This window comes from Nonomuraea terrae (assembly GCF_004348995.1).
Taxonomy (GTDB): domain Bacteria; phylum Actinomycetota; class Actinomycetes; order Streptosporangiales; family Streptosporangiaceae; genus Nonomuraea; species Nonomuraea terrae.
Genome location: NZ_SMKQ01000081.1, coordinates 12,154 through 34,038 on the forward strand (window position 1 = coordinate 12,154; position 21,885 = coordinate 34,038).

A 21,885-nucleotide genomic window follows, 5' to 3' on the forward strand; every position below is an offset into this window, starting at 1 on the left:
AGTGGGAATGTGGCCTCGTGGTTCATCTCGTGGGCGGGGATTAAGCCGGTATGGTGCTTCATGCCATGAACGATGACCGACTCGGCCCTTACCGGCTGCTCAGGCGGCTCGGTGAAGGCGGGATGGGCGTTGTCCATCTCGCCGTCGACCCGCAGGGGCGCCAGGTGGCGGTCAAGGTCCTGCGCGCGGAGGTCGCCGGTGACGAGGTCGCCAGGCGGCGGCTTTCGCGCGAGGTCGAGACGATGCAGCGGGTCCGCAGCGGCTACATCGCCGAGGTGCTCGACGCCGACGTCACCGGTCATCGCCCCTACATCGTCACCCGCTACGTGCCCGGCCGCCCCCTCGACGAGATCGTCAAGGACGACGGCCCGCTCGACCTGCCCGCCCTGGTCAAGGTCGCACACGGAGTGGCGTCCGCGCTGGCCGCGGTCCACTCGGTGGGAGTCATCCACCGCGACCTCAAACCCGGCAACGTGCTGATCCTCGACGGCGAGCCCGTACTGATCGACTTCGGCATCGCGCAGGCGGTCGACGCGACCCGGCTGACGCAGACCGGCATGTTCATCGGCACGCCCGGCTATCTCGCGCCCGAGATCATCGAGGGCCACGAGGCCGGCCCCGAGGTCGACGTCCACGCCTGGGCCGGCACCCTGCTGTTCGCCGCCTCCGGCCAGCCGCCCTTCGGCAAGGGCACGCTGGAGATGGTCTTCTACAACATCACCGCGGGCAAGGCCGACATCGGCGCGGCGCCTCCCGAGCTGCGGCCGCTGCTGAAGGCCGCCTTCCAGCGCAACCCGGCCAAGCGCCCCAAGGCGGCGGAGCTGGCCGAGCAGACCGCGCGGATGTTGCCGTCCAAGCCGCCGGGCCGGTCCGAGGAGATCACCACCGTGCCGGCGCGCACCGACCCGCCGCGGCCGGTGCCGTTCCCGCCTCCGCCGCGGGTGGGGGACAAACCGCCCTACGACGTCTCCACGCCGCCGATGACGCCGCGGCGGCTGATCGACGGCGCCGAACAACCGTCGGCGCCCGGCCGGCCGTACGAGTCGCTGCTCGGCGGAGCCTCCCGTGACCAGCCGTACGAGTCGCTGCTGCCCGACCAGGCCGACCCCTACCCGACCCGCAGGGTGACGCCGGAGGAGCTGCGGCGCATCCAGCAGCGCGACGTGGGCCCCTACGCGCCGCCCCCGGCCCCCGCCAACGGGCCCGTGACGCCCCCGGGCGAGTCCGACGTGCCCACCAGGCGCGTCCGCCCCGAGGCCCCCGACCAGCGGCGGCCAGGCTCCCCGCCGGCGCCGCAGGGCTCCCAGCCGGGCCCGTACCCGGGCTCCGGGCCGCAGGCCGGCGGGCCCGGCTACCAGCGCCCCAACCCGATCCCGGTCCAGGTGCCCCCCTACATCCCGGCGCAGCCGCCCTACCAGCCCGATCCGCCCACCCAGCGCGAGCCGTACGTCCCGGGCGTCCAGCCGGGCAGGCTGCTGCAGCGCTCCAAGGCGTACGGCGTGGCGAGCGCGATGCTGCTGGTCCTGATGATCGTGGCGGCCGTGCTCGCGCCCGTGGTCGTGGCCGTCGTCGCGATCCCGGTCGCGATCCTGCTGCGCGCGGCGGACATGGCCCAGCCGCAGCTCACGGCCCGCAGGGCGGCAGGAGCGGCGGCGCTCGACCTGGTCAGGGTGTTCGCGTTCCCCGCGGCGCTGGCCAGGTCGGCGGGCATCACGCTCGCCCTCGTCCTCTACGCTCTCATCCTCGGCCTGCCGGTGACGCTGCTGCTCACCGTGGTGGCCGGAATGGACGCGTCGTACGCGCTGGCGTGGGGCGCGGCCGTCGCCCTGTGGACGCTGTGCGCGGGCCCCGGAGTCGAGGGTCCCGGCAAGCAGATGCGCAGAACGCTCGCATCCCTCGTACCCTCGAGAACAGCGGCGATGGTGTTGGCGGGAGTGCTCGCGGCAGGCGCGGGGCTCTCCCTGGTCGTCGCGGCCAGCACGTTCGGGGACAATCCGAGGGGGGCCGTATGGACTCCGCTGAACGTCGATCCGATCATCGAGCAGTTGGCAGGACTGAGGGAGAGTTCCGGGGGATGACGCGGGGAAGGTGGCGATGAGCACCCAAGCACCAGAACGCCTCGGCCCTTACCGGCTGGTCAGAAAGATCGGCGAGGGTGGCATGGGCGTCGTCCACCTCGGTCTCGACGGCGAGGGCCGCGAGGTCGCCGTCAAGGTCCTCCATCCGCACGTGGCGGCCGACCTCAAGGCGCGCGACCGGCTCACCCGCGAGGTCGAGACCATGCGCCGGGTGCGCAGCCCGTACGTCGCGGAGGTGATCGACGCCGAGTTGGTCGGCGGTCAGCCGTACGTCGTCACGCGGTTCGCGCCCGGGCGCACGCTGGAGGAGACCGTCCTCACCGACGGTCCCCTGGAGGCCCGCGAGCTGATCAGGCTGGCCCAGGGGCTCTGCCAGGCGCTCGTGTCCATCCACGCGGCCGACGTCATCCATCGCGACTTCAAGCCGTCCAACGTGATGCTGGTCGACGGAGAGCCGCTGGTCATCGACTTCGGCATCGCCCACCTGGTCAACGCCACCCGGCTGACGCAGACCGGCATGTTCGTCGGCACGCCCGGCTACCTCGCGCCCGAGATCATCCGCGACTCCGACATCACCCAGGCCGCCGACGTGCACTCACTGGCCTCGACGGTGTTCTTCGCCGCCACCGGCGGGCCGCCGTTCGGCACGGGCACGTTCGAGGCGGTCTGCTTCAACATCATGGAAGGGCGGGCCCAGCTCGACAAGGCGCCCGCCTGGCTGCGCGGCTGGCTCTCCCGGGCCCTGCAGGTCGACGCGGAGGCCAGGCCCAGCGCGCCCGCGCTGCTGCGGATGGCCAGGGCGCTCGACCCGGCGGTGACCACGTTCAACGAGACGTCCTTCGAGGGGCCGACGGGCACCAAACGGCTGGCCGACCGCACCCGCACCATGGACTCGTTCTCCGATCTGCTGCCGCCGGTCGACTACGCCGAGCCGGCGCCGCCGCCTCCGCCGCCGCCCGCGCCGCGCCGTGAGGAGCGCCCGCCGCCCTACGTGCCCGCGCCGGTCGCGGCCCGGCCGTTGCCCCGCGCCGACCAGCGGGTGGCCGGCTATCCGGCCCCGACGCAGGCCAGGCCCGCGCCGCCGTCGCCCGCGCCGCGCCAGTACACCCCGCCGTCGGCCGCGCCGCGCCAGTACACCCCGCCCGCCGAGCGCAGGCGCTACCTGTTCGGCAGCCAGTTCGTCGGCCTGCTCACGCTGGTCACGTTGGTCGCGCTGACCGTCATGATGCCGGTCATGGTGGGCGCGATCGCCGTCGCGCTCGCGATCGTGCTGCGCACGGGCGAATACCTCTTCGGCGACCTCGTCAAGCGCCGCCAGACGCGCGGCAGCAGCGCCGCCGACCCGCTGCTCGTCCTGGTCGGCACCCCATGGGCGCTGATCAAGTCCGCGCTCGTGTCGGTGGTGCACGTGCCGTTCGCGCTGCTGTTCGGCGTGTGCGTCTGGGGCGTGCTCCACTGGGCCGGGCAGATGAGCGTCAACGAGGCCGCCGCCTACGCGGCGGGCGCCTTCGCGGCGGGCCTGTTCGTGCTGCCCGGCGGCGGCGCGCCGCGCCAGGCCGTCACCCGCACGCTCACGAGCGTGCTGCGCAGCCCGGGGGCGGCCTTGGTCGCCGTCGTGCTCATGGGCGCGGCCGCGATGTTCGCGGTGATGTTCGCGCTGGGCCAGGATCCCGTCTGGTCGCCCTGGCGGGCGCCCGAGTCGGTCATCGACGACCTGGCCGACGAGGCCACGCAGACCACGATGGGCCTCATCACGGGCCTGATCGGCAGCCTCATGGACGGGCTCGGGCTGGGGTTCGTGAATCCCTGGTCCTGAGTGTCCTCGCCACCGCCCCGGGGGAGAGTGAGAGATATGAGCGACCACCTCGGCCCGTACGAGCTCCTCTCCCGGCTCGGCGCCGGCGGCTTCGGCGAGGTCCACCTGGCGCTCGATCACGAGGGGCGCACGGTCGCGGTCAAGGTGCTGCATCCGCACGTCGCCGCCGACGGCGGCGCGCTGGCCCGGCTGGCGCGCGAGGTCGAGACCATGCGCAGGGTCGGGGGCACGCACATCGCCGAGGTGCTCGACGCCTCGCTGGACGGCGAACGCCCCTACCTCGTCACCCGTTACGTCCAGGGCAGGCCGCTCAGCGCCGTGCCCGTGCCGGTCGCCGATCTGCGGCGGCTGGCCGCCGGGCTGGCCGACGCGCTCCACGCCATGCACGAGGCGGGCGTCGTCCACCGCGACCTCAAGCCGGCCAACGTGATCGTGACCGAGGGCGAGCCCGTCGTGATCGACTTCGGCATCGCGAGCGCGCTCGACTCGCTGTCGGTCACCGCCTCCGGCGCGGTCGTCGGCACGCCCGGCTACCTCGCGCCCGAGATCCTGGAGGGCCGGGAGGCGGGCATGGAGGCCGACGTGTTCTCGTTCGGGGCGACGCTGGCCTACGCCGCCACCGGGCGGCAGCCGTACGGGCAGGGCCCGGCCTCGGCGGTCGCCTACCGGGTGGTGCACCACCCGCCCGACCTGGAGGGCGCGCCGGAGTGGCTGGAGCCGCTGTTACGCGCGTGCCTGTCCACCGAGCCCGCCGCACGGCCCACGGCCGCGCAGATCTGCGCCAAGCTCGGCGTCGCGCCCGTCTCACACGTGCGCCACGTCGTCCCGCCGCAGCCCGTCCCGGTGGTGCGCTCGCGGTCGGCCGGCGACGATCTGGAGACCCGCGAGTGGCGTCCCGGTCAGGAGCGGCACCGCCGTTCGGTGGAGGAGTCCAGGGCGCGGCACCGGGAGAAGGTGCGCCGGCGCTGGTTGATCGGCTCCGGCCTGTTCGTGTCGCTGCTGGCGGCCGCCGCCCGCGAGCCGTGGCCGGAGGTGGCGCTGTTCCTGCTGGCGGCGTACGCGCTGGCGGTCGTCTGCGACGCCGGGGTGGCGCTGGTCTCGCGCGGCCCCTACCGGCGCAGCCGCATGATCGTGGATTTCGTCTCCGTCGCGGGTGTGGTGGGGTTGTGCTTCGGGCTGGCCGCGATGTTCAGCACCCCCGTGCTCGCGTTGTTCGCGGGGACGGCGCTGGTCGTCGGGATCGTCTTCCTGTTGTCGGCATGACCCGCTCGATGCGTACCGAATAAAGTTCGGTATGGTGGGAGACGGTAGCTGATGTGTGGCCGGCCGCCCGGGATGCCGGTTTGCGCGTAAGCTACCGGTGGGTAACATAACCGCGACAACGACGGCAGACCCTCTGTCGGATGCCCGGTGGGGCACCTGGCAGTCTTGACAGATGCATTCGGCGCCGACCGCAGCCGCGGTGGCGCACGCGAACTACGGGAGGTCGGCCACCGGCCATGAACATCGTCGTCTGCGTGAAGCAGGTCCCCGACACGGCTACCGAGCGCAAGCTGCGGTCCGATGACAACACGCTCGACCGCGACGCCGCCGACGGCGTGGTCAACGAGCTTGACGAGTACGCGGTCGAAGAGGCACTGAAGCTCAAGGAGGCCCACGGCGGTGAGGTGACCGTCCTCACCATGGGTCCGGCCAAGGCCACCGAGACCATCCGCAAGGCGCTGGCCATGGGCGCCGACAAGGCCGTCCATCTCAGTGACGACGCGCTCCACGGCTCCGACGCGCTGTCCACCTCGTACGCGATGGCCCAGGTGCTCAAGAAGATCGGGTTCGACCTGGTCATCCTCGGCTCGGAGTCCACCGACGCGCGCACCGGCGTGCTGGCCGCGATGCTCGCCGAGCGCCTCGGCACGGCGCAGCTCACGCTGGCCAACAAGGTCGACGTCGAGGGCTCCTCGATCAAGATCCAGCGCATCACCGACTACGGGTTCGACCGGGTCGAGGCCACGCTGCCGGCCGTCGTCTCCGTGGTTGAGAAGATCAACGAGCCGCGTTACCCGTCGTTCAAGGGCATCATGGCGGCCAAGAAGAAGCCGGTCGAGACGCTGGCCATCGGCGACGCCTCCATCGACGCCGCCCAGGTCGGCCTCGGCGCCGCCTGGTCCGAGGTGGTGGACTTCGCCGCCGCGCCGCCGCGCGCCGCCGGCACGATCGTCAAGGACGAGGGCGACGGTGGCGTGAGCGCCGCCGACTTCCTGGCGTCCAAGAAGTTCATCTGAGAACGGGGGTTTTGAGAGAAATGTCGGAGATTCTCGTTCTCGTCGAGCAGGTCGAAGGCGAGGTCAAGAAGGTCACGCTCGAGCTGCTGACCCTGGCCCGCTCCCTCGGCGCTCCCGCCGCCGTCTGGGCCGGCCCGGGCATCACCGCCGAGGCCAAGGCCCGCCTGGCCGAGTACGGCGCGGAGAAGATCTACGTCGCCGCCGGTGACGACATCGTCGACCACGTCGTCGCGCCCAAGGCCGAACTGCTCGCCCAGCTCGTCGCCGCCAAGTCGCCGGCCGCCGTGCTGGTGGCCGCCACGGCGGAGGGCAAGGAGGTCGCCGGCCGCCTGGCCGTCAAGACCGACTCGGGCGTCATCACCGACGCCGTCGGCCTGGGCGACGGCTTCGTGGCCGACCAGTCGATCTTCGGTGGCGGCATCAACGTGCACTCGCGGGTGCGCAGGGGTACGCCGATCATCGCCGTACGCCCCAACTCGACCGCCCCTGAGGCCGCCGCGGGCGCGGGGGCCGAGGAGGAGGTCTCGGTCACCCTGTCCGACGCCGCCAAGGCCGCCCGCGTGGTCGAGCGGGTCAAGCAGGAGAAGGGCGCCCGGCCGGAGCTGACCGAGGCCGCGATCGTCGTCTCGGGCGGCCGCGGGGTCGGCTCGGCGGAGAACTTCTCGGTCATCGAGGAGCTGGCCGACTCGCTCGGCGCCGCCGTGGGCGCCTCCCGCGCCGCCACGGACGCCGGCTGGTACCCGCACCAGTTCCAGGTCGGGCAGACCGGTAAGACGGTCTCGCCGCAGCTGTACATCGCGGCCGGCATCTCCGGGGCCATCCAGCACCGGGCGGGCATGCAGACCGCGAAGACCATCGTGGCCATCAACAAGGACCCCGAGGCGCCCATCTTCGAGCTGGCCGACTACGGCGTGGTGGGCGACCTCCACCAGGTCGTCCCCCAGCTCACCGAGGAGGTCAAGAAGCGCAAGTAGCGCTTCCAGACTCCCAGCGGGAAGCGGCGTCGCGCGATGCGGCGCCGCTTCTTCCATCTCCCATCGGCCCCGGGTCCGTCACTCCTGGCCTTCAGGCCACCGTTCTTGACTCTGAAGGATCGCCTTGTAGATCGCGTATCGCTTCGGGTCGCCGGAACGCGAATACGACCAGTGCGCGCCCTCGGCGCCGGGAATCGTGACGTGGATGCTCTTCGTGCCGTCGTCGAACCACACGCCGTGTTCGACATAGACCGTCTTCGCCTTGGCGCTGAGCCGGAGTCTGATCGCCACAGGCCGCCTCCTCGAGATGTGGGGGTCCATCGTGGGCAGACGGCGGCCGCCCGGTCCATGGGGGTGGAAGGGCTGGATTCGACTGGCACGGCGCTCGTCCGTCCTCAGGCTCACGCCAGCGCCCGCCGGACGCGGCCGGCCAGGTCTTCGGCCTGCTCGCGGGTCCAGGGGATCAGGCCGTTCTCCGACATGAGCGCGTGGTACTGCTGCCGCTCGTACGGCGTGCCCGGTGGCAGCGGGGCCACGTGCCAGTGCAGGTGGGCGTTGCCCTGCCGGCTGCCGAGCGACAGCAGGTACGTGCGCTCCGACGGCACCACCGACTCCACGGCCAGCGCGACCTTCCTGACCACCCGCATGAGCGCGAGGTAGTCGTCCTCGGACAGGTCGCGTACGACGTGCTCGACGTGCCGTTTCGGGCTCACCAGCAGGTAGCCGGGCAGGGTGGGGTAGCGGTTGAGGAAGGCCAGGTGGCGGTCGTCCTCGTAGACGATCTGCTCCAGGTCGTAGGCCGGGTCGCCGGCCACGATGGCGCAGATGAAGCAGGAGGACGACCGCACCCGCGCCTCGTACGCCCGGATGTCGAAGGGGACGTTCCTTTCGAGGGACATGCCTCGATTGTGGCGGTCAGGCGGCGGCCTCGGCGGGCTCGCGTACCGGCAGAGGCGTGACCTGGGACGGCTCGTGGCCGGGGAGCAGGCGGGAGGCGCCGGCGATCAGCAGGCCGAGGACGACCGCGATGCCGAGCGCCGTGTGCAGTGAGGTCGCGTGCGACAGGTAGCCGATCACGACCGGGCCGAGCAGCAGCCCCGCGTACCCCATGGCGCCCGCCTGGGCGATCGCCGGCCCCGGGGCGTCGGTCGCGGTGCCCGCCAGCGACAGCGTCAGCGGCGAGATCGTCGCCACGCCGAGGCCCACGAAGAACATCGCCGCCACCGCCACCAGCGCCGCCGGCGCCAGCAGCACGGTGCTGAAGAACCCCGCCGTGGCCAGGCCGGAGACGGTCAGCATGCCGCGCACCCCGAACCTCGCCCGCAGCCGGTCGCCGGTCAGCCGGGCGACCAGCATGCCGACCTCGAACACCGGGTAGCCGAGCGCCGCCACCGCCTCGGGTGCGCCGAGCTCGTCGCGCAGGTAGAGGCCGTTCCAGTCGGCGACCGTGCCCTCCACCATGAAGGCGAAGAACATGATCGCGCCGAGCAGGTAGACGATCGGCGGCATGCGGCGCCGTCCGCCCGTGTCCGTCGCGGAGGCGGGGGACTCCGGCAGGTACGTACGCCCGAGCAACGCCATGACCGGGAGCGAGACCAGCCCGACCAGCGCCACGTTCGCGGTGAACGGCAGGCCCGCGGCGATCGCCAGGCTGCCGAGCGCGCCCGCCGAGATGGCGCCCACGCACCAGCCGGCGTGCATGCCGTTCATCAGGGGACGTCCGTACGCCTGCTCGACGGCGGAGCCCTGGGCGTTCATGGCGACGTCCACCATGCCGAAGGCCATGCCGAAGAACGCCACGGCCACCAGCAGCAGCGGCAGGTTCGGGGCGAAGGCCACACCGATGAGGCCGAGCGCCGTCAGGGGACCGCCCGCCCGCAGGACCGCGCGGCTGCCCACGCGGGCCATGACGCGGCGCATGGATTGCATGGTGACCAGGGCGCCCAGGCCCCACACCAGCAGGATGGTGCCGACGGTGGCCTCGGTCAGGCCGAGTTTGTCGGTCAGGGCGGGGATGCGCACGGTCATCGTGCCCACCATCAGGCCGGCTAGGACGAAGGTGAGGACCGCCCCGTAACGGGCACTCCTCAGCTCGCTGGTCATCAGACACCTCACTAGAGTCGTACTTTTTTCGTGCTTTTTCGTGACAAAACAGGCATGCCTGGCATGCCGCACGCCGCACCCGGGGGCGCGGCGTGTACCCGCGGTCGGACGACCGAGGTGTTCAGGCGGGTGAGTGGCGCGCGAGGGCGCCGCGGAAATCAGGCGGAGGGACGGAGCAGGGCTTTCAGGCGGACGGGCGGAGCAGGGCTTTCAGGCGGAGCTCCAGGGACTGGAGGTCCGCTTCGGTGTTGAGCTCCGGGTCGTGGCTCGCCACGTCCCACAGGCCCTCGCAGGCCAGCCGTACGATCTGGGCGGCCACCGGGTCGGGCTCCTCCGCCAGACCCTCGCGGTGCCAGCGGGTCATCGCGTCGCGCAGCGGCGCGAGCAGGTCGATGCTGCCCGAGGCGCTGGTCACGACGGCCCATCGGCGCTGCCGACCGGACCTCACGGAGACCAGCGTGGCGTCCAGATAGCGCTCGGTGTAGGTCTCACCGGGCTGGGCGGCCATCAGCTCGTCGAAGTCGTCGATCAACCGCTCCACCATGCCCTTGATCAGGGCTTCCTTGGAGCCGTAGTGGTAGAGCAGGCCACCCTTGCTCACGCCGGCGCGGTCGGCCACCGCGGACAGGGTCAGCGCGGCCGAGCCCTGGTCGCAGAGGATCTGCTCCGCCGCGTCCAAAAGCTCGTCCCTTCGCATGCCCTGTACTGTACCGTCCGGACGGTACAGTCGCAAACGGGATACGCTGGGCAGGTGACCAGACCGTCGGCCTATCTTGATCATGCGGCTACCACGCCCATGCTGCCCGAGGCGATCGAGGCCATGACGGAGCAACTCAAACGCCCCGGAAATGCTTCCTCGCTGCACGCCACGGGCCGTCAGGCGCGCCGGGTCGTCGAGGAGTCCCGCGAGACCATCGCCGACGCGCTCGGCGCCCGGCCCAGCGAGGTCGTCTTCACCTCGGGCGGCACCGAAGCCGACAACCTGGCGATCAAGGGCCTCTACTGGGCGCGCCGGCCGCGGCGGCGCGTGCTGATCAGCTCCGTCGAGCACCACGCCGTGCTCGACCCGGCCCACTGGCTGGGCGACAGCCAGGGCGCCCAGGTGGAGCTGCTGGAGGTCGACGAGCACGGCCGCGTCCACCCCGACACACTGCGCAACGCCATCGAGCGCGACCCCGACGACGTGGCCCTGGTCAGCGTCATGTGGGCCAACAACGAGGTCGGCACGGTCCAGCCCGTCCAGGTGCTGGCCGCGATCGCCCACGACCACGGCATCCCGTTCCACACCGACGCGGTGCAGGCGGTGGGGCAGCTGCCCGTGTCGTTCGCCGGGTCAGGGGCCGACGCGCTCACCCTCACCGGCCACAAGCTCGGCGGCCCGATGGGCGCCGGCGCGCTGCTGCTGGCCAGGGGCATGACGCCGGTCTCCGTGCTGCACGGCGGCGGTCAGGAGCGCGACGTGCGCTCCGGCACGCTCGACGCCCCCGCCATCGCGGGGCTCGCCGCCGCCGTCACCGCCGCCGTCCGCGACCAGGAGGCCGTCGCCCGCCGCCTGACCGCGCTGCGCGACGACCTCATCAAGCGCGTACGCGACGCCGTGCCCGACGTCGTGCTCAACGGAGACCCCGCCGGGCGCCTGCCCGGCAACGCCCACTTCTCCTTCCCCGGCTGCGAGGGTGACGCGCTGCTCATGCTGCTCGACGCCAAGGGCGTGGAGTGCTCGACGGGCTCTGCCTGCTCGGCGGGGGTGTCGCAGCCGTCCCACGTGCTGCTGGCCATGGGCGCCGACGCGGCGGCGGCCCGAGGCTCTTTGCGGTTCTCGCTGGGCCACACCTCGACGGGCGCCGACGTCGACCGCCTCATCGAAGTCCTCCCCGCCGCCGTCGAACGCGCCCGCCGCGCGGGACTGAGCTGACCGGCCGCCGCTCGTGTTCATGGCCTCACTTCGTGAGGCGGCTCGGTCGCCTTGAATGCCGTCGCGGGCAAACGATGGCAGCTTCCTCGCGGGCAGGCGACGGCGGCTTCCTCGCGGGCAGGCGACGGCGGCTTCCTCGTGGGTGGGCGAGGGCGGCTTCCTCGGTCAGCTGAGGAAGGGGGCGACTGCGGTCCAGGCGGGGTCGAGGGTGACCTCGACGCGGGCCCTGCCCTCGGGCCAGGCGGTGAACAGGCTTTTGACGTGGGAGGCCGCGTCACCCGTGGAGTCGGCGTACACGTGGAAGAGGCGCCGGCCCTCCGTGCTCAGGTGCACCGCCAGGACGGCGTCGTCGCGTGGGTCGAGGAGGGCCGACAGGCGCTCCTCGACGTCGCGCAGCGCCTCGAGTGAGGCGCCCGCGGGCAGGCCGTCGCCGTCGCGGTGCTTGTAGGGGACGCTGACGGCGATGTGCTGGTCGAGCAGCGGGCGGTCGACCGGCCGCAGCGGGTGACGGGCCTGCGCCACCAGCGCCGCCCCGCGACCGGAACGGCCCTCCAGCCGCAGCCACTCCTCGCCGGAGTAGCCCGAGGCGACGTCGGCGACCACGACCGGCAGGTGGACGGCGGCCACGGCGTCGATCGGCTCGAACGTCGCGGGCGCGATCTCACCCACCCACCTGGCCACGTCGTCCTCGCCCAGCAGGTGGTCCAGGGCCAGCAGGGTGGCCTCCATGCGGGTGTCGCCGTCGATCTCGCCGAACATCGGGTGGTACGCGGTCACGTCGACCCGAGGCTGGTTGGGCGGCACCCGCAGACCCAGCGCGAACTTGCCGAGCGCCAGCTCGTAACCGCCCACCTCGATCGTGAGCTCGCTCGCCCGCGGGTTGGCCCGCCGCGACGGATGGAACTCCCACAGCAGGTCGGACGGCGGCGCCGCCTTGGCCCAGCGGTGGGCCGGCGGCCGCAGCTCGGCGTCGCCCGCCGCGGTCACCACCAGGGCGTGGGCGGCCTCGCCGCCGGGCGCCACCTCCCACACCAGGCCGGGGTGGATCGCCGCCACCGCGGGCCCGAGCAGCTCGTCGAGGCCGCTCTTGTCACCGGCCGCCACCAGCGCGTCGAGCCGCGGTCTGGTCTCCTGCCACCACGCCCAGAACCCCGCGATGGCCTCCTGGGAGCGCCCCGCCCCCTCGTCTGCGTCCTTGCGCCCGAACAGTCGCATGGACGCATACTTCCAGACCCCCGCCATGGTCGCGCACTCCCGGGCGGCCAGTACGCTGGAAGCGTCATGGGACTGCGTGTGCTTGCCGCCATGTCGGGCGGCGTCGATTCCGCCGTGGCCGCCGCTCGGATCGCCGAGGCCGGTCACGACGTCACTGGTGTCCACCTCGCCCTGTCCGCCAACCCCCAATCCCACCGCACGGGAGCCAGGGGCTGCTGCACGATCGAAGACTCCCGTGACGCCCGCCGCGCCGCCGACGTGATCGGCATCCCGTTCTACATCTGGGACATGGCGGAGCGCTTCCAGCGCGACGTGGTCGAGGACTTCGTGGCCGAGTACGCCGCGGGCCGCACGCCCAACCCGTGCCTGCGCTGCAACGAGAAGATCAAGTTCGCCGCGGTGCTCGACCGGGCGCTCGCCCTGGGCTTCGACGCGGTCGCCACCGGCCACCACGCCCGGCTGGTCGACGGAGCGTTGTCCAGGAGCGTCGACCAGGGGAAGGACCAGTCGTACGTCCTGGGCGTGCTCACCCGCGAGCAGCTGAGCCACGCGATCTTCCCGCTGGGCGACTCCACCAAGGCCGAGGTGCGCGAGGAGGCCGCCAGGCGCGGCCTGACCGTGGCCGACAAGCCTGACAGCCACGACATCTGCTTCATCGCCGACGGCGACACCCGCGGCTTCCTGTCCAAGCGCCTCGGCTCGGCCGAGGGGCCCATCGTCGACCAGGAGGGCGAGGTCGTGGGCAGCCACCAGGGCGCCCACGGGTTCACGGTGGGGCAGCGCAAGGGCCTGCGCATCGACCGGCCCGCGGCCGACGGCAGGCCGCGCTACGTGCTGTCGATCGAGCCGGTGTCCAACACGGTGACGGTCGGCCCGCGTTCGGCGCTGGAGGTCACCACGATCACCTGCGGCCGTCCGGTGTGGAACGGGCCGTCGCGGCGCGACGACCTCACCGTGCAACTGCGGGCGCACGGCGAGGTCTACCCGTGCCGGTTCCAGGAGAGCGGCGGGCAGCTCACGATCGAGCTCGACCGGCCGGCGACCGGGGTCGCGGCCGGCCAGGCCGCGGTGCTCTACTCCGGCGCCACCGTCATCGGCTCGGCCACCATCGTCTCGGCTAGCTGAGCGTCACCGACTCGCCGACGGGGATGCGGCGGATGTCGCCGCCCAGCCGCTCGCCCTCCCCTTCCAGCCACCTGTCGACCAGGCCCAGGCCGATCTCGTTGTAGAGCCCGTCGTGGGTGGAGAACGCCCGCGCCGGGCGGACGGTCCTGAGGTATTCGACCATCTCCATGAGCTTCAGCCAGGGCGCGCCGGTCGGCACCAGCAGGGTGGGCACCTCCACGTCGGGGACCGTCAGGGCGTCGCCCGGATAGAAGACCTCGTCGTCGAGCAGGAAGCCGACGTTCTGGACGACGTCCAGGTCGGGGTGGTTGCGAGCGTGCCACTCACCGAACACCTTCACCCGGAAACCGGCCGTCTGGAAGCCGTCGCCGTGGCGTACGACCTGGACCTTCCCCGGCACTTCCGTGAGCCCCGCGGCGGTGCCCTCGCACGTCCAGATCTCCAGGTCGGGCGAGGCGGCCTTCAGCTTGGCGACGTCGACGTGATCGGCGTGCTCGTGGGTGATGAGCACCGCGTCGGCGCCGTCGAGCACCGGGGCGTTCGTGAACGTGCCCGGGTCGATGACGAGGACCTTGCCGTCCTTCTCCACGCGGACGCACGCATGATCGAATTTCGTGAGCCTCATTGTTCTGACCCTACGCTGGTGCCATGTCTACGTGGGAAGCCACCGGGGTCGGTTCGCATCCGGGCGAGGATCATCTTGAGGCGATCAGGGTCGTGTTCGGGGAGGTGCCCGGGCTGCCGTACCTCCCCGAGCTCCCCGCCAGGGGCGTCGGGGCCGACATGGTCGGTCGGACGGCGGGGCTGCTCGTCGACCTGGCGGTCGAGGTGCAGCCGTCGGGATGGCGGCTGACCGACCGTCCAGGCCGCGACCACCACAGGGCCGTCGACCATCTGCGGCGCGACCTCGACGGGCTGGAGGAGATCGCGCACGACTACGCGGGGCCGATCAAACTGCAGGTCTGCGGGCCGTGGACACTGGCCGCCTCGCTCGAGCTCAGGCACGGCGACAAGGCGCTGTCCGACGCCGGGGCCGTACGCGATCTGACGGCCTCGCTGGCGCAGGGGCTCGCCGACCACTGCGCCGAGGTGCGGCGGCGGGTGCCCGGGGTGACGGAGGTCGTGGTGCAGCTCGACGAGCCGCGGCTGCCGGGGGTGCTGGCGGGCACGGTGCCGACGGCGTCGGGGTTCGGGCGGCTCGCGGCCGTGGAGGAGTGGCGGGTGGAGGAGGCGCTGCGGCTGTTCGAGAAGCCCATGGTGCACTGCTGCGCGCCGTCCGTGCCGTTCGACCTGCTGCGCCGTGCGGGGGTGCGCGGTGTGTCCGTGGACGCGTCCCTGCTGCGCCGCCGCGCGGACGACGCGCTCGGGGAGCTCTTCGAGGCGGGGATGGTGCTGTTCCTGGGCGTCGTGCCGGGACGTGACACCCGGCTGGGCGACGCGGGCGCGGTCGCGAGGCCGGCCGTGGAGCTGTGGCGGCGGCTGGGGTTCGCGCCGGACCGGCTGGCCGAGCAGGTCGTGCTGACCCCCGCGTGCGGGCTGGCGGGGGCCTCGCCCGCGTACGCGAAGGCGGCGCTGACGGCCTGCAGGAAGGCCGCGCGCGTGCTGCGGGAAGATCCGGCCTGGTCACAGGGCGGATGAGGCGTGTTCTTGTCGGTGGTCGGCGGTAGCGTTTGCTGAGGGTGTTGGACGAAGGGAGGCCCCGCGGTGAGTGAGCCAGGCTCCGAGGTCGAAGGCGTGCCGGTCGCCGCGCTCAAGCGGCATGCCGAGCTGAGCGAGCTGGTCGAGGAGGCCCGCTGGCGCTATTACGTGCTCGACCAGCCCACGGTCAGCGACGCCCGGTTCGACGAGTGGTTCCGTGAGCTGCTCGCCCTTGAGGAGGCCCATCCGACGCTCCAGACGCCCGACTCGCCCACCCAGAAGGTGGGCGCGCCCGTGTCGGGCGACTTCGCCAAGGTCGAGCATCTCAACCGGATGGAGAGCCTCGACAACGCCTTCGACGCCGACGACATGGCGGGATGGCAGGCGCGGGTGGAGCGGCTGGCCGAGGGCGACCCCGGCCCCTACCTGTGCGAGCTCAAGATCGACGGGCTGGCCGTGGCGCTGGTCTACCGCGACGGCAAGCTGGAGCGCGGCGCGACCCGCGGCGACGGCCGTCTCGGCGACGACGTGACGGCCAACGTCCGCACGATCAAGGGCGTGCCCCACCGGCTCACGGGCGACGACGTGCCCAGCCTGGTCGAGGTGCGCGGCGAGGTCTACATCCCGGTCGACGACTTCGTCAAGCTCAACGAGCAGCTGGTGGAGCAGGGCAAGGCGCCGTTCGCCAACCCGCGCAACTCCGCGGCCGGCACGCTGCGGCAGAAAGACCCGCGCATCACCGCCCAGCGCCCGCTGCGCATGCTGGTGCACGGCATCGGCATCTGGGAGGGCGCGAGCGAGCCGCGGGCGCAGTCCGACTGCTACGAGCGGCTGCGCGAGTTCGGGCTGCCGGTCAGCGACCTCTACCGGGTGGTGCCGGGCATCAAGGAGGTCAACGAGTTCATCGAGCACTACCGCGCCCACCGGCACGACCCCCCTTACGAGATCGACGGGGTCGTGGTGAAGGTCGACGACTTCCGCACGCAGCGGGAGCTGGGCTCGACCTCGCGGGCGCCGCGCTGGGCGATCGCGTTCAAATATCCGCCAGAAGAGGTCAACACCAAGCTGCTCGACATCCAGGTCGGGGTCGGGCGCACGGGGCGGGTGACGCCGTTCGCGGTGATGGAGCCGGTCGTGGTGTCGGGCTCGACCGTCGAGCGGGCCACGCTCCACAACGCCGCCATCGTCCAGAAGAAGGGCGTGCTCATCGGCGACACCGTGGTGCTGCGCAAGGCGGGCGACGTCATCCCCGAGGTCGTCGGGCCGGTGGCGGCGCTGCGCGACGGGTCCGAGCGGGAGTTCGTCATGCCCACCCACTGCCCGGAGTGCGGCACCGAGCTGGCGTACGAGAAGGAGGGCGACGCCGACCTGCGCTGCCCCAACGCGCGTGGCTGCCCGGCGCAGATCCGCGAGCGCATCTTCTTCGCGGCGAGCCGGCGCGCGCTCAACATCGACGGGCTCGGCTACGTCGCGGCCACCGCGCTCACCCAGCCGCTGCCGCCGCAGCAGCCGGTGGTGCGCACCGAGGCCGACCTGTTCGACCTGACGCTGGAGCAGATCATGCCGATCAGGTCGGTGGTCCGCGACCCCGACACCGGTCTGCCCAAGATCGATGCGAAGACGGGTGAGGAGAAGGTCGTCTCCCTGTTCCGCAACCTCGACGGCGAGCCCAGCCAGAACGCCCTGGTGCTGATGGACGAGCTGGAGAAGGCCAAGCAGGCCTCGCTCGCCCAGGTGCTGGTGGCCCTGTCGATCCGCCACATCGGCCCGCCCACGGCCCGCGCCCTGGCGGCCGAGATGCGCTCGATCGACGCGATCATGAACGCCTCCGAGGAGGAGCTGGCCGCCGTCGAAGGCATCGGGCCCCGGGTGGCGGCCACGATCCGGGAGTGGTTCGAGGTCGACTGGCACCGCGAGATCGTCGAACGCTGGCGGGCGGCCGGGGTGCGGATGGAGGACGAGCCGGCTCCGGAGAAGGGGCCGCAGACCCTCGAAGGGCTGACGTTCGTGGTGACGGGCACGCTGGAGGGCTACACCCGCGACTCGGCGGCCGAGGCGCTCACGAGCCAGGGCGGCAAGGTGGCCTCCTCGGTGTCGAAGAAGACGTCGTTCCTGATCGCGGGGGAGAACGCCGGGTCGAAATACGACAAGGCGGTGAGCCTCGGGGTGCCGATCCTCGACGGGGAGGGGTTCGAGGTCCTGCTCAAGGAGGGCCCGGAAGCGGCCTCGGAGAAGGTCGTCCCGCCCGAATCCTGACACCCGCCTTCGCGCAGCCGGGCAACTCCTCGGCGACCCTCACAGGCGGGCCTCGGCGGTCATTCAGGCCGGCCGCCGCACCGGTGGTTTCGGTCATTGCGTGGAGAACGCCGACACCTGCGATCGGACACTGTCCCGCACTGGAGCACCGTGCAAGGCACCTGTAACACCCGCGAGATGGTGCTCATGCGCGACGGCGGGTCGTGACGAGCTCAACGGGCGCGGCCGTCGCCGGCTCCGGGTACTCGCCGTACGCGGCGCCACCTGGACGGCAGGCACAGCACCTGACCGACCTCTGACGCGGACTCGACCAGGTGAGCGTGGCCGAGCAGGTCGTCACCCAGATGCTCGCCGAGCCTGTCCACCGCGCATCCGACGTACACCCTTCAGCAGGAACCTGACGGCGCCCGCCGACGTCCCTGTCGCTGGACGTCTACGCCAGTTCGATCTGATACCGGATGAAGCCGCGATTCTCAGCGACTTTGTCGTACAGAAGCCGGGCTGTGCTGTTCGACTCATGCGTGTTCCAGTACACGCGCGTGCAGCCCCTGTCCCGAGCCCAGTCCGCGACGGCCTGGATCAGCGCCCGCCCCACCCCCTTACCGCGAACGTCCGACGCGGTGAAGAGATCCTGCAGGTAGCAGACGTCGGTGTCGGGCGCGGACGTGTTCCCGTGGGTGAAAAAGTGCGTGATACCGACGAGTCGCCCGTCCAGTCTCGCCCCGAAGGCGTGCAGCCGGGTGCCCGCCTGGAACTCGAGCCACGCCCGCTCGTACATCTCGTCCGGCTCGACCCGCTGGTAGAAGTGGATGTACGCGCGGAACAAGCTTTCCCACGCGTCCCGCTCGCTGGGGAGAAGCGTGCCGATATCGATCATCAGATTCCCCTTGATGGTACGAGGCGGGCACAGGACGGCCGCCCTCGGCTGGACGCGACGAGCTGGACCGGTGGGCGGAGAAAGCGGCTGCGACCTCACAACTTAGAGAGAAGTGAACGGTCGGGACACGGCCACCTACCAGCGATACCCGAAGACCACTTCGGCCGACCGGCATTGGGCGGATTTCACCCTGAAGTCGCGCCAGTTCACGGGGCCGGTGTGATCGTGTCCGGGCATGCTCGGCCTGGTGGAAGCTGCTGATCATCGTAGGAGGTCATCTGTTACGGGTGGGTCGCGTCTTCTTGCCGGTTCACGCACTGGCGGGGACCGCGGAGCATCCACATCGAGGTGATCGCGCTCAACACCAGGTCGCTGTTCAAGGCCAGACGAGCGCTCAACGGACGCAGGCGCCTGCTCGACTACTGCGCCACCATCGCCAGTCATCGACCGCGTGGACTCGCCGACCTTGGTTGAAGTGGTGGACTTCCCCGCCGGGGCAGCGAACAGGTCGAGCCGGCCGAACGTCGGCGCGGGCCGACGAGCGCGCGGGCGCACGGTGTGAGGGTAGCGCGTCGAGACGGCTGGTCACGCCGTAGGCGGCGAACCGGCGGGCCGCGCGGATGCGCGCCGCGGTCCTGGCCACGCTCGTGCCGCTCGGGAAGGTGGAGGTCACCGTGGTGCGGCCGCTGCTGATGCGCAGGGTGTCGGCGTGACGTGGACGGCGCGGCGGAGGGACTCACGCTCCATCGGGGCGGGGGCGGATGGGCTCGTTTCTCCAGACTCCAGGGCGGTCTCGGGAGCCGGCGGCGGCATCCAGAGCGCGCGTGACGCGGCGCCCGACCACATCGACATCGCCGACCACATCACCATAGGACGTGACTCTCAACGCCGGGGTCAGGCCTGGATGCGGGCCATGAGCAGGGCGATGTCGTCCTCGGCGGGCGCGTCGCCCACGATGGAGTCGATTACGGCCGTGCACAGGCGCTCGAGCGTCACCGACTGCCTCGCCTCACGGGCGAGGGCGTCGCCGAGCCTGGCCATGCCCGTGTCGAGGTCGGCTTGCCGCGTCTCGATCAGGCCGTCGGTGTAGAGAGCCAGCAGGGTCCCGGCCGGCAGGTACAGCTCGTGCGACTGGAAGGTGCCCAGCCCCACGCCGATCGGCGTGCCGGCGGACAGCGACGGGAACGTCACGTCGCCGGACGGGCTCACGATCGCGGGCGGCGGATGCCCGGCCGTGGCCATGGTGCAGCGGCCGGTCTGCGGGTCATGGACCACGTACAGGCAGGTGGCGCCCGTGGCCTCGAAGCCGCGGGCGTCCCTCGCGATCAGGTGGTCGAGGTGGGTGAGCAGCTCGTCCGGAGGCAGGTCCAGGTACGCCAGGGTGCGCACGGCGGTGCGCAGTCTGCCCATGGTGGCCGCGGCGTTGATGCCATGCCCGGTCACGTCGCCGACGACCAGGGCGATGCGGGCGCCGGGCAGGTGGATGGCGTCGTACCAGTCGCCTCCCACCCCCTCGTGCGTGCCGGAGGGCAGGTAACGCGAGGCCACCTCGACGGTGCCGGTGCCGCACAGGTCGTGCGGCAGCAGGTCGCGCTGGAGCGCGAGCGCGGTCAGCCGCTCGCGCGTGTACCGGCGGGCGTTGTCCAGGCTCAGCGCGGCCCGCGTGACGAGTTCCTCGGCCAGCTGCAGGTCGTCCCTGGTGAACGGCGCCGGGTTGGTGGTGCGCGCGAACGTCGCGACGCCGAGCACGTCGCCGCGCGCCTGCAGCGGAATGACGATCAGCGAGTGCATGCCGGTGGCGTGGACGGTCCGCGCCCGGTCGGGGTCCAGATCCAGCCAGGTGCCGGGCGAGGTGTCCAGCACGGGCTCGAAGTGCGGCCGGCGCGAGTGCAGCACCTCCATGAACGGTGATCCCGGCGGCACGAACACGGTCTCCTGGCGCTCCCAGGACGACTGGGGCGTCCCGTCGTGCACCGAGGCCACGCCGGCCCGCCGGAAAACGGGGATGCCGGCCTCTGTCGTGGCCGGCCGCTGCAGCGGCTCTTCGCCGGGCAGCATCGATTCCGGCAGGTCGACGGTCACGTGGTCGGCGAGGACCGGAATGGCCAGCTCGGCCAGCTCCTGGGCGGTTTTCGTGACGTCCAGCGTGCTGCCGAGCCGGACGCTGGCCTCGCGCAGCAGGTCGAGGTGATCGCGCGCCTTGCTGTTGCTGAAATCCAGGGCCACCGAGCGCACGCCGAGTGGCCGGCCGTCCGCGCCCTCCAAAGGGAACAGCGAGATGGACATCGCGCGCTCGTGACTCCTGTGGAACCATCGGGCCTCACGGTCGATCACGGGCCGGCCGTCGGCCAACACCTTGCGCATCGCGTCCTGCACCGCTTCCGTGTCGATCCCCTCGATGACCTCGGTCAGGGAGCGGCCGACCCGGTAGTACGGATAGCCGTCGCTGAGCTTCTCGGCCGCCTCGTTCATCCAGACGCAGCGCAGGTTCCTGTCCCAGATGGCCATGGCAACGGGGAAGCTGCTGATGAGCGACTCCAGCAGGGCGCCGGTGCCGGTGGACAGCTCGGTGGCGGCCGGGATCGCCGACACCAGCCAGGATCCCTGCCGGCTCCCGGCGTCGTCACCGAAAGTGAGCGAAGCAGCCTCGACGCGCACGATGACCACCTCGCCGTCCCGCCGCCGCACCTCCGTCAATCCCGTACGGGGCAGATGTTCGCGTTCGCCGTCGCCGTCGCCGTCGCGGTCGTGGCCGTCGCGTGGGAGGAGCGTACCGATGGGGCGGCCGAGAATGTCGGCGGCGGGGTAGCCGGTGAGCTCCTCGGCGGCCTGGGTCCAGCCGATCACCGTGCCCGCGCCATCGACGACGGCGACCGTTGAGGTCGCCCCTCCACGGACGCTGCCGGCTGCTTCCATGCCATCACCCATCTCTGGTGGGGACGAGTCTTTGCCAGGTTAGCTGCGCCTACCTGCAGTTCTTTACGATTTGACCAAGCTTTGTCATGGCATATAGGGCTATGTGGCTTGGAAACGCAAGAATTCCGTCGGTCCTGCCCCAGGGTCGGAGATCTGCTGAATCCCCGGTGCGGAAGGAACCTGGCTCGATCGCCGCCACGTGGATCCCGAACCGTGCGACCTCCTTGCCCAGTGCCTCGAGGATGCCTTCCAGGGCGAACTTGCTGCCGCAGTAGGCGGACATGCCAGGCACGGCCATGAGCCCGCCCATGGAGGTGACGGCCATCAGGTGTCCGCGGCGGCGCCGGCGCATGGGCGGCAGCGCTGCCTGCGGGGTGGCCACTGTCCCGAAGACGTTCGCCTCGAACCCCCGCCGCACCTCGGCCGGCGGGGTTTCCTCGAAGGTGCCCTCCCGGCGTAACCGGCGTTGGCGACATCCGAAGGGCCGACGCTCTGCTCCACCTCCGCGACCACACTTGAGACGGCGTCGTCGTCCGTCACATCCAGGATGCGGCCGTGAGCGTGCCCGGGTTCGAGCCCCTTCGAAGGCCCGCAGGTCCTCCGCAGAGCGGACCGTTCCGACGACCGTGTGCCCGGCGGCCAAGGCGGCTTGGGCGAAGGCACGCCTTCCCAGCCCGGCCTCAGGGGCGGGGC

20 protein-coding genes are annotated in these 21,885 nt (G+C 71.7%); 10 read left to right on the top strand and 10 right to left on the bottom strand.

Going from position 1 to position 21,885, the window contains the following annotated elements:
* Positions 1–65: 65 nt before the first annotated feature.
* The 5 genes from E1286_RS49380 to E1286_RS24425 all read left to right on the top strand — a co-directional run bounded on the left by E1286_RS49380 (position 66) and on the right by E1286_RS24425 (position 7,147).
* Positions 66–2,078, top strand: a complete 2,013-nt coding sequence (locus E1286_RS49380; protein ID WP_223190323.1) for a serine/threonine-protein kinase — start codon at positions 66–68, stop codon at positions 2,076–2,078.
* A 16-nt stretch (positions 2,079–2,094) separates the two neighbouring features.
* On the top strand, positions 2,095–3,894 hold the full coding sequence (locus tag E1286_RS24410; RefSeq protein ID WP_132615774.1) for a serine/threonine-protein kinase: 1,800 nt from the start codon (positions 2,095–2,097) through the stop codon (positions 3,892–3,894).
* A 36-nt stretch (positions 3,895–3,930) separates the two neighbouring features.
* On the top strand, positions 3,931–5,157 hold the full coding sequence (locus tag E1286_RS24415; protein WP_132615775.1) for a serine/threonine-protein kinase: 1,227 nt from the start codon (positions 3,931–3,933) through the stop codon (positions 5,155–5,157).
* A gap of 236 nt (positions 5,158–5,393) precedes the next feature.
* On the top strand, positions 5,394–6,173 hold the full coding sequence (locus E1286_RS24420) for an electron transfer flavoprotein subunit beta/FixA family protein (RefSeq protein WP_132615776.1): 780 nt from the start codon (positions 5,394–5,396) through the stop codon (positions 6,171–6,173).
* Between the two features lie 20 nt (positions 6,174–6,193).
* Complete coding sequence (locus E1286_RS24425; RefSeq protein ID WP_132615777.1) at positions 6,194–7,147, top strand: electron transfer flavoprotein subunit alpha/FixB family protein; 954 nt, start codon at positions 6,194–6,196, stop codon at positions 7,145–7,147.
* Positions 7,148–7,225: 78 nt separating this feature from the next.
* Here the strand turns inward: E1286_RS24425 and E1286_RS24430 are convergent, their stop codons facing one another.
* The 4 genes from E1286_RS24430 to E1286_RS24445 form a co-directional block, all read right to left on the bottom strand.
* The gene (locus E1286_RS24430) at positions 7,226–7,438 is read right to left on the bottom strand and encodes a hypothetical protein (RefSeq protein ID WP_132615778.1); all 213 of its coding nucleotides are present in this window, start codon (positions 7,436–7,438) and stop codon (positions 7,226–7,228) included.
* A 110-nt stretch (positions 7,439–7,548) separates the two neighbouring features.
* Positions 7,549–8,046, bottom strand: a complete 498-nt coding sequence (locus E1286_RS24435) for an HIT family protein (protein WP_132615780.1) — start codon at positions 8,044–8,046, stop codon at positions 7,549–7,551.
* Positions 8,047–8,062: 16 nt separating this feature from the next.
* Positions 8,063–9,250 carry an MFS transporter gene (locus tag E1286_RS24440; RefSeq protein ID WP_132615782.1) on the bottom strand — a complete coding sequence of 396 codons (1,188 nt, stop codon included), beginning with the start codon at positions 9,248–9,250 and terminating at the stop codon, positions 8,063–8,065.
* Between the two features lie 184 nt (positions 9,251–9,434).
* Positions 9,435–9,947 carry a TetR/AcrR family transcriptional regulator gene (locus E1286_RS24445; protein ID WP_132615784.1) on the bottom strand — a complete coding sequence of 171 codons (513 nt, stop codon included), beginning with the start codon at positions 9,945–9,947 and terminating at the stop codon, positions 9,435–9,437.
* A 54-nt stretch (positions 9,948–10,001) separates the two neighbouring features.
* Here E1286_RS24445 and E1286_RS24450 point away from each other — a divergent pair, with 54 nt between their 5' ends.
* Entirely contained in the window at positions 10,002–11,165 is a 1,164-nt protein-coding gene (locus E1286_RS24450) for a cysteine desulfurase family protein (RefSeq protein ID WP_281282728.1), read from the top strand.
* 165 nt (positions 11,166–11,330) lie between these two features.
* Here E1286_RS24450 and E1286_RS24455 read toward each other — a convergent pair whose 3' ends face one another.
* The gene (locus E1286_RS24455) at positions 11,331–12,380 is read right to left on the bottom strand and encodes a DUF695 domain-containing protein (RefSeq protein WP_132615786.1); all 1,050 of its coding nucleotides are present in this window, start codon (positions 12,378–12,380) and stop codon (positions 11,331–11,333) included.
* A gap of 66 nt (positions 12,381–12,446) precedes the next feature.
* Here E1286_RS24455 and mnmA point away from each other — a divergent pair, with 66 nt between their 5' ends.
* Positions 12,447–13,505: a tRNA 2-thiouridine(34) synthase MnmA gene (mnmA, locus tag E1286_RS24460; protein WP_132615788.1), complete on the top strand. Its 1,059-nt coding sequence runs from the start codon at positions 12,447–12,449 to the stop codon at positions 13,503–13,505.
* On the opposite strand, the gene E1286_RS24465 is transcribed toward mnmA, so the two are convergent.
* On the bottom strand, positions 13,498–14,130 hold the full coding sequence (locus E1286_RS24465; protein ID WP_132615790.1) for an MBL fold metallo-hydrolase: 633 nt from the start codon (positions 14,128–14,130) through the stop codon (positions 13,498–13,500). The two genes, mnmA and E1286_RS24465, sit on opposite strands and share 8 nt — an antisense overlap.
* A 23-nt stretch (positions 14,131–14,153) precedes the next feature.
* Here E1286_RS24465 and E1286_RS24470 point away from each other — a divergent pair, with 23 nt between their 5' ends.
* Positions 14,154–15,143, top strand: a complete 990-nt coding sequence (locus E1286_RS24470) for a methionine synthase (protein WP_132615792.1) — start codon at positions 14,154–14,156, stop codon at positions 15,141–15,143.
* A 66-nt stretch (positions 15,144–15,209) separates the two neighbouring features.
* On the top strand, positions 15,210–17,399 hold the full coding sequence (gene ligA / locus E1286_RS24475; RefSeq protein ID WP_132615794.1) for an NAD-dependent DNA ligase LigA: 2,190 nt from the start codon (positions 15,210–15,212) through the stop codon (positions 17,397–17,399).
* Positions 17,400–17,611: 212 nt separating this feature from the next.
* Here the strand turns inward: ligA and E1286_RS48065 are convergent, their stop codons facing one another.
* Together E1286_RS48065 and E1286_RS24480 are read right to left on the bottom strand one after the other, a co-directional pair.
* Entirely contained in the window at positions 17,612–17,764 is a 153-nt protein-coding gene (locus E1286_RS48065) for a hypothetical protein (protein ID WP_165969892.1), read from the bottom strand.
* Positions 17,765–17,832: 68 nt separating this feature from the next.
* On the bottom strand, positions 17,833–18,276 hold the full coding sequence (locus tag E1286_RS24480; RefSeq protein WP_132615796.1) for a GNAT family N-acetyltransferase: 444 nt from the start codon (positions 18,274–18,276) through the stop codon (positions 17,833–17,835).
* 348 nt (positions 18,277–18,624) lie between these two features.
* On the opposite strand from E1286_RS24480, the gene E1286_RS51340 reads away from it, so the two are divergent.
* Entirely contained in the window at positions 18,625–18,750 is a 126-nt protein-coding gene (locus tag E1286_RS51340) for a hypothetical protein (RefSeq protein ID WP_281282730.1), read from the top strand.
* A 420-nt stretch (positions 18,751–19,170) separates the two neighbouring features.
* Here E1286_RS51340 and E1286_RS24485 read toward each other — a convergent pair whose 3' ends face one another.
* On the bottom strand, positions 19,171–21,192 hold the full coding sequence (locus E1286_RS24485) for a SpoIIE family protein phosphatase (protein ID WP_165969893.1): 2,022 nt from the start codon (positions 21,190–21,192) through the stop codon (positions 19,171–19,173).
* A 49-nt stretch (positions 21,193–21,241) separates the two neighbouring features.
* Positions 21,242–21,835, bottom strand: coding sequence for an SDR family NAD(P)-dependent oxidoreductase (locus E1286_RS51345; protein ID WP_281282732.1), 594 nt, complete (start codon positions 21,833–21,835; stop codon positions 21,242–21,244).
* Positions 21,836–21,885: the final 50 nt, after the last annotated feature.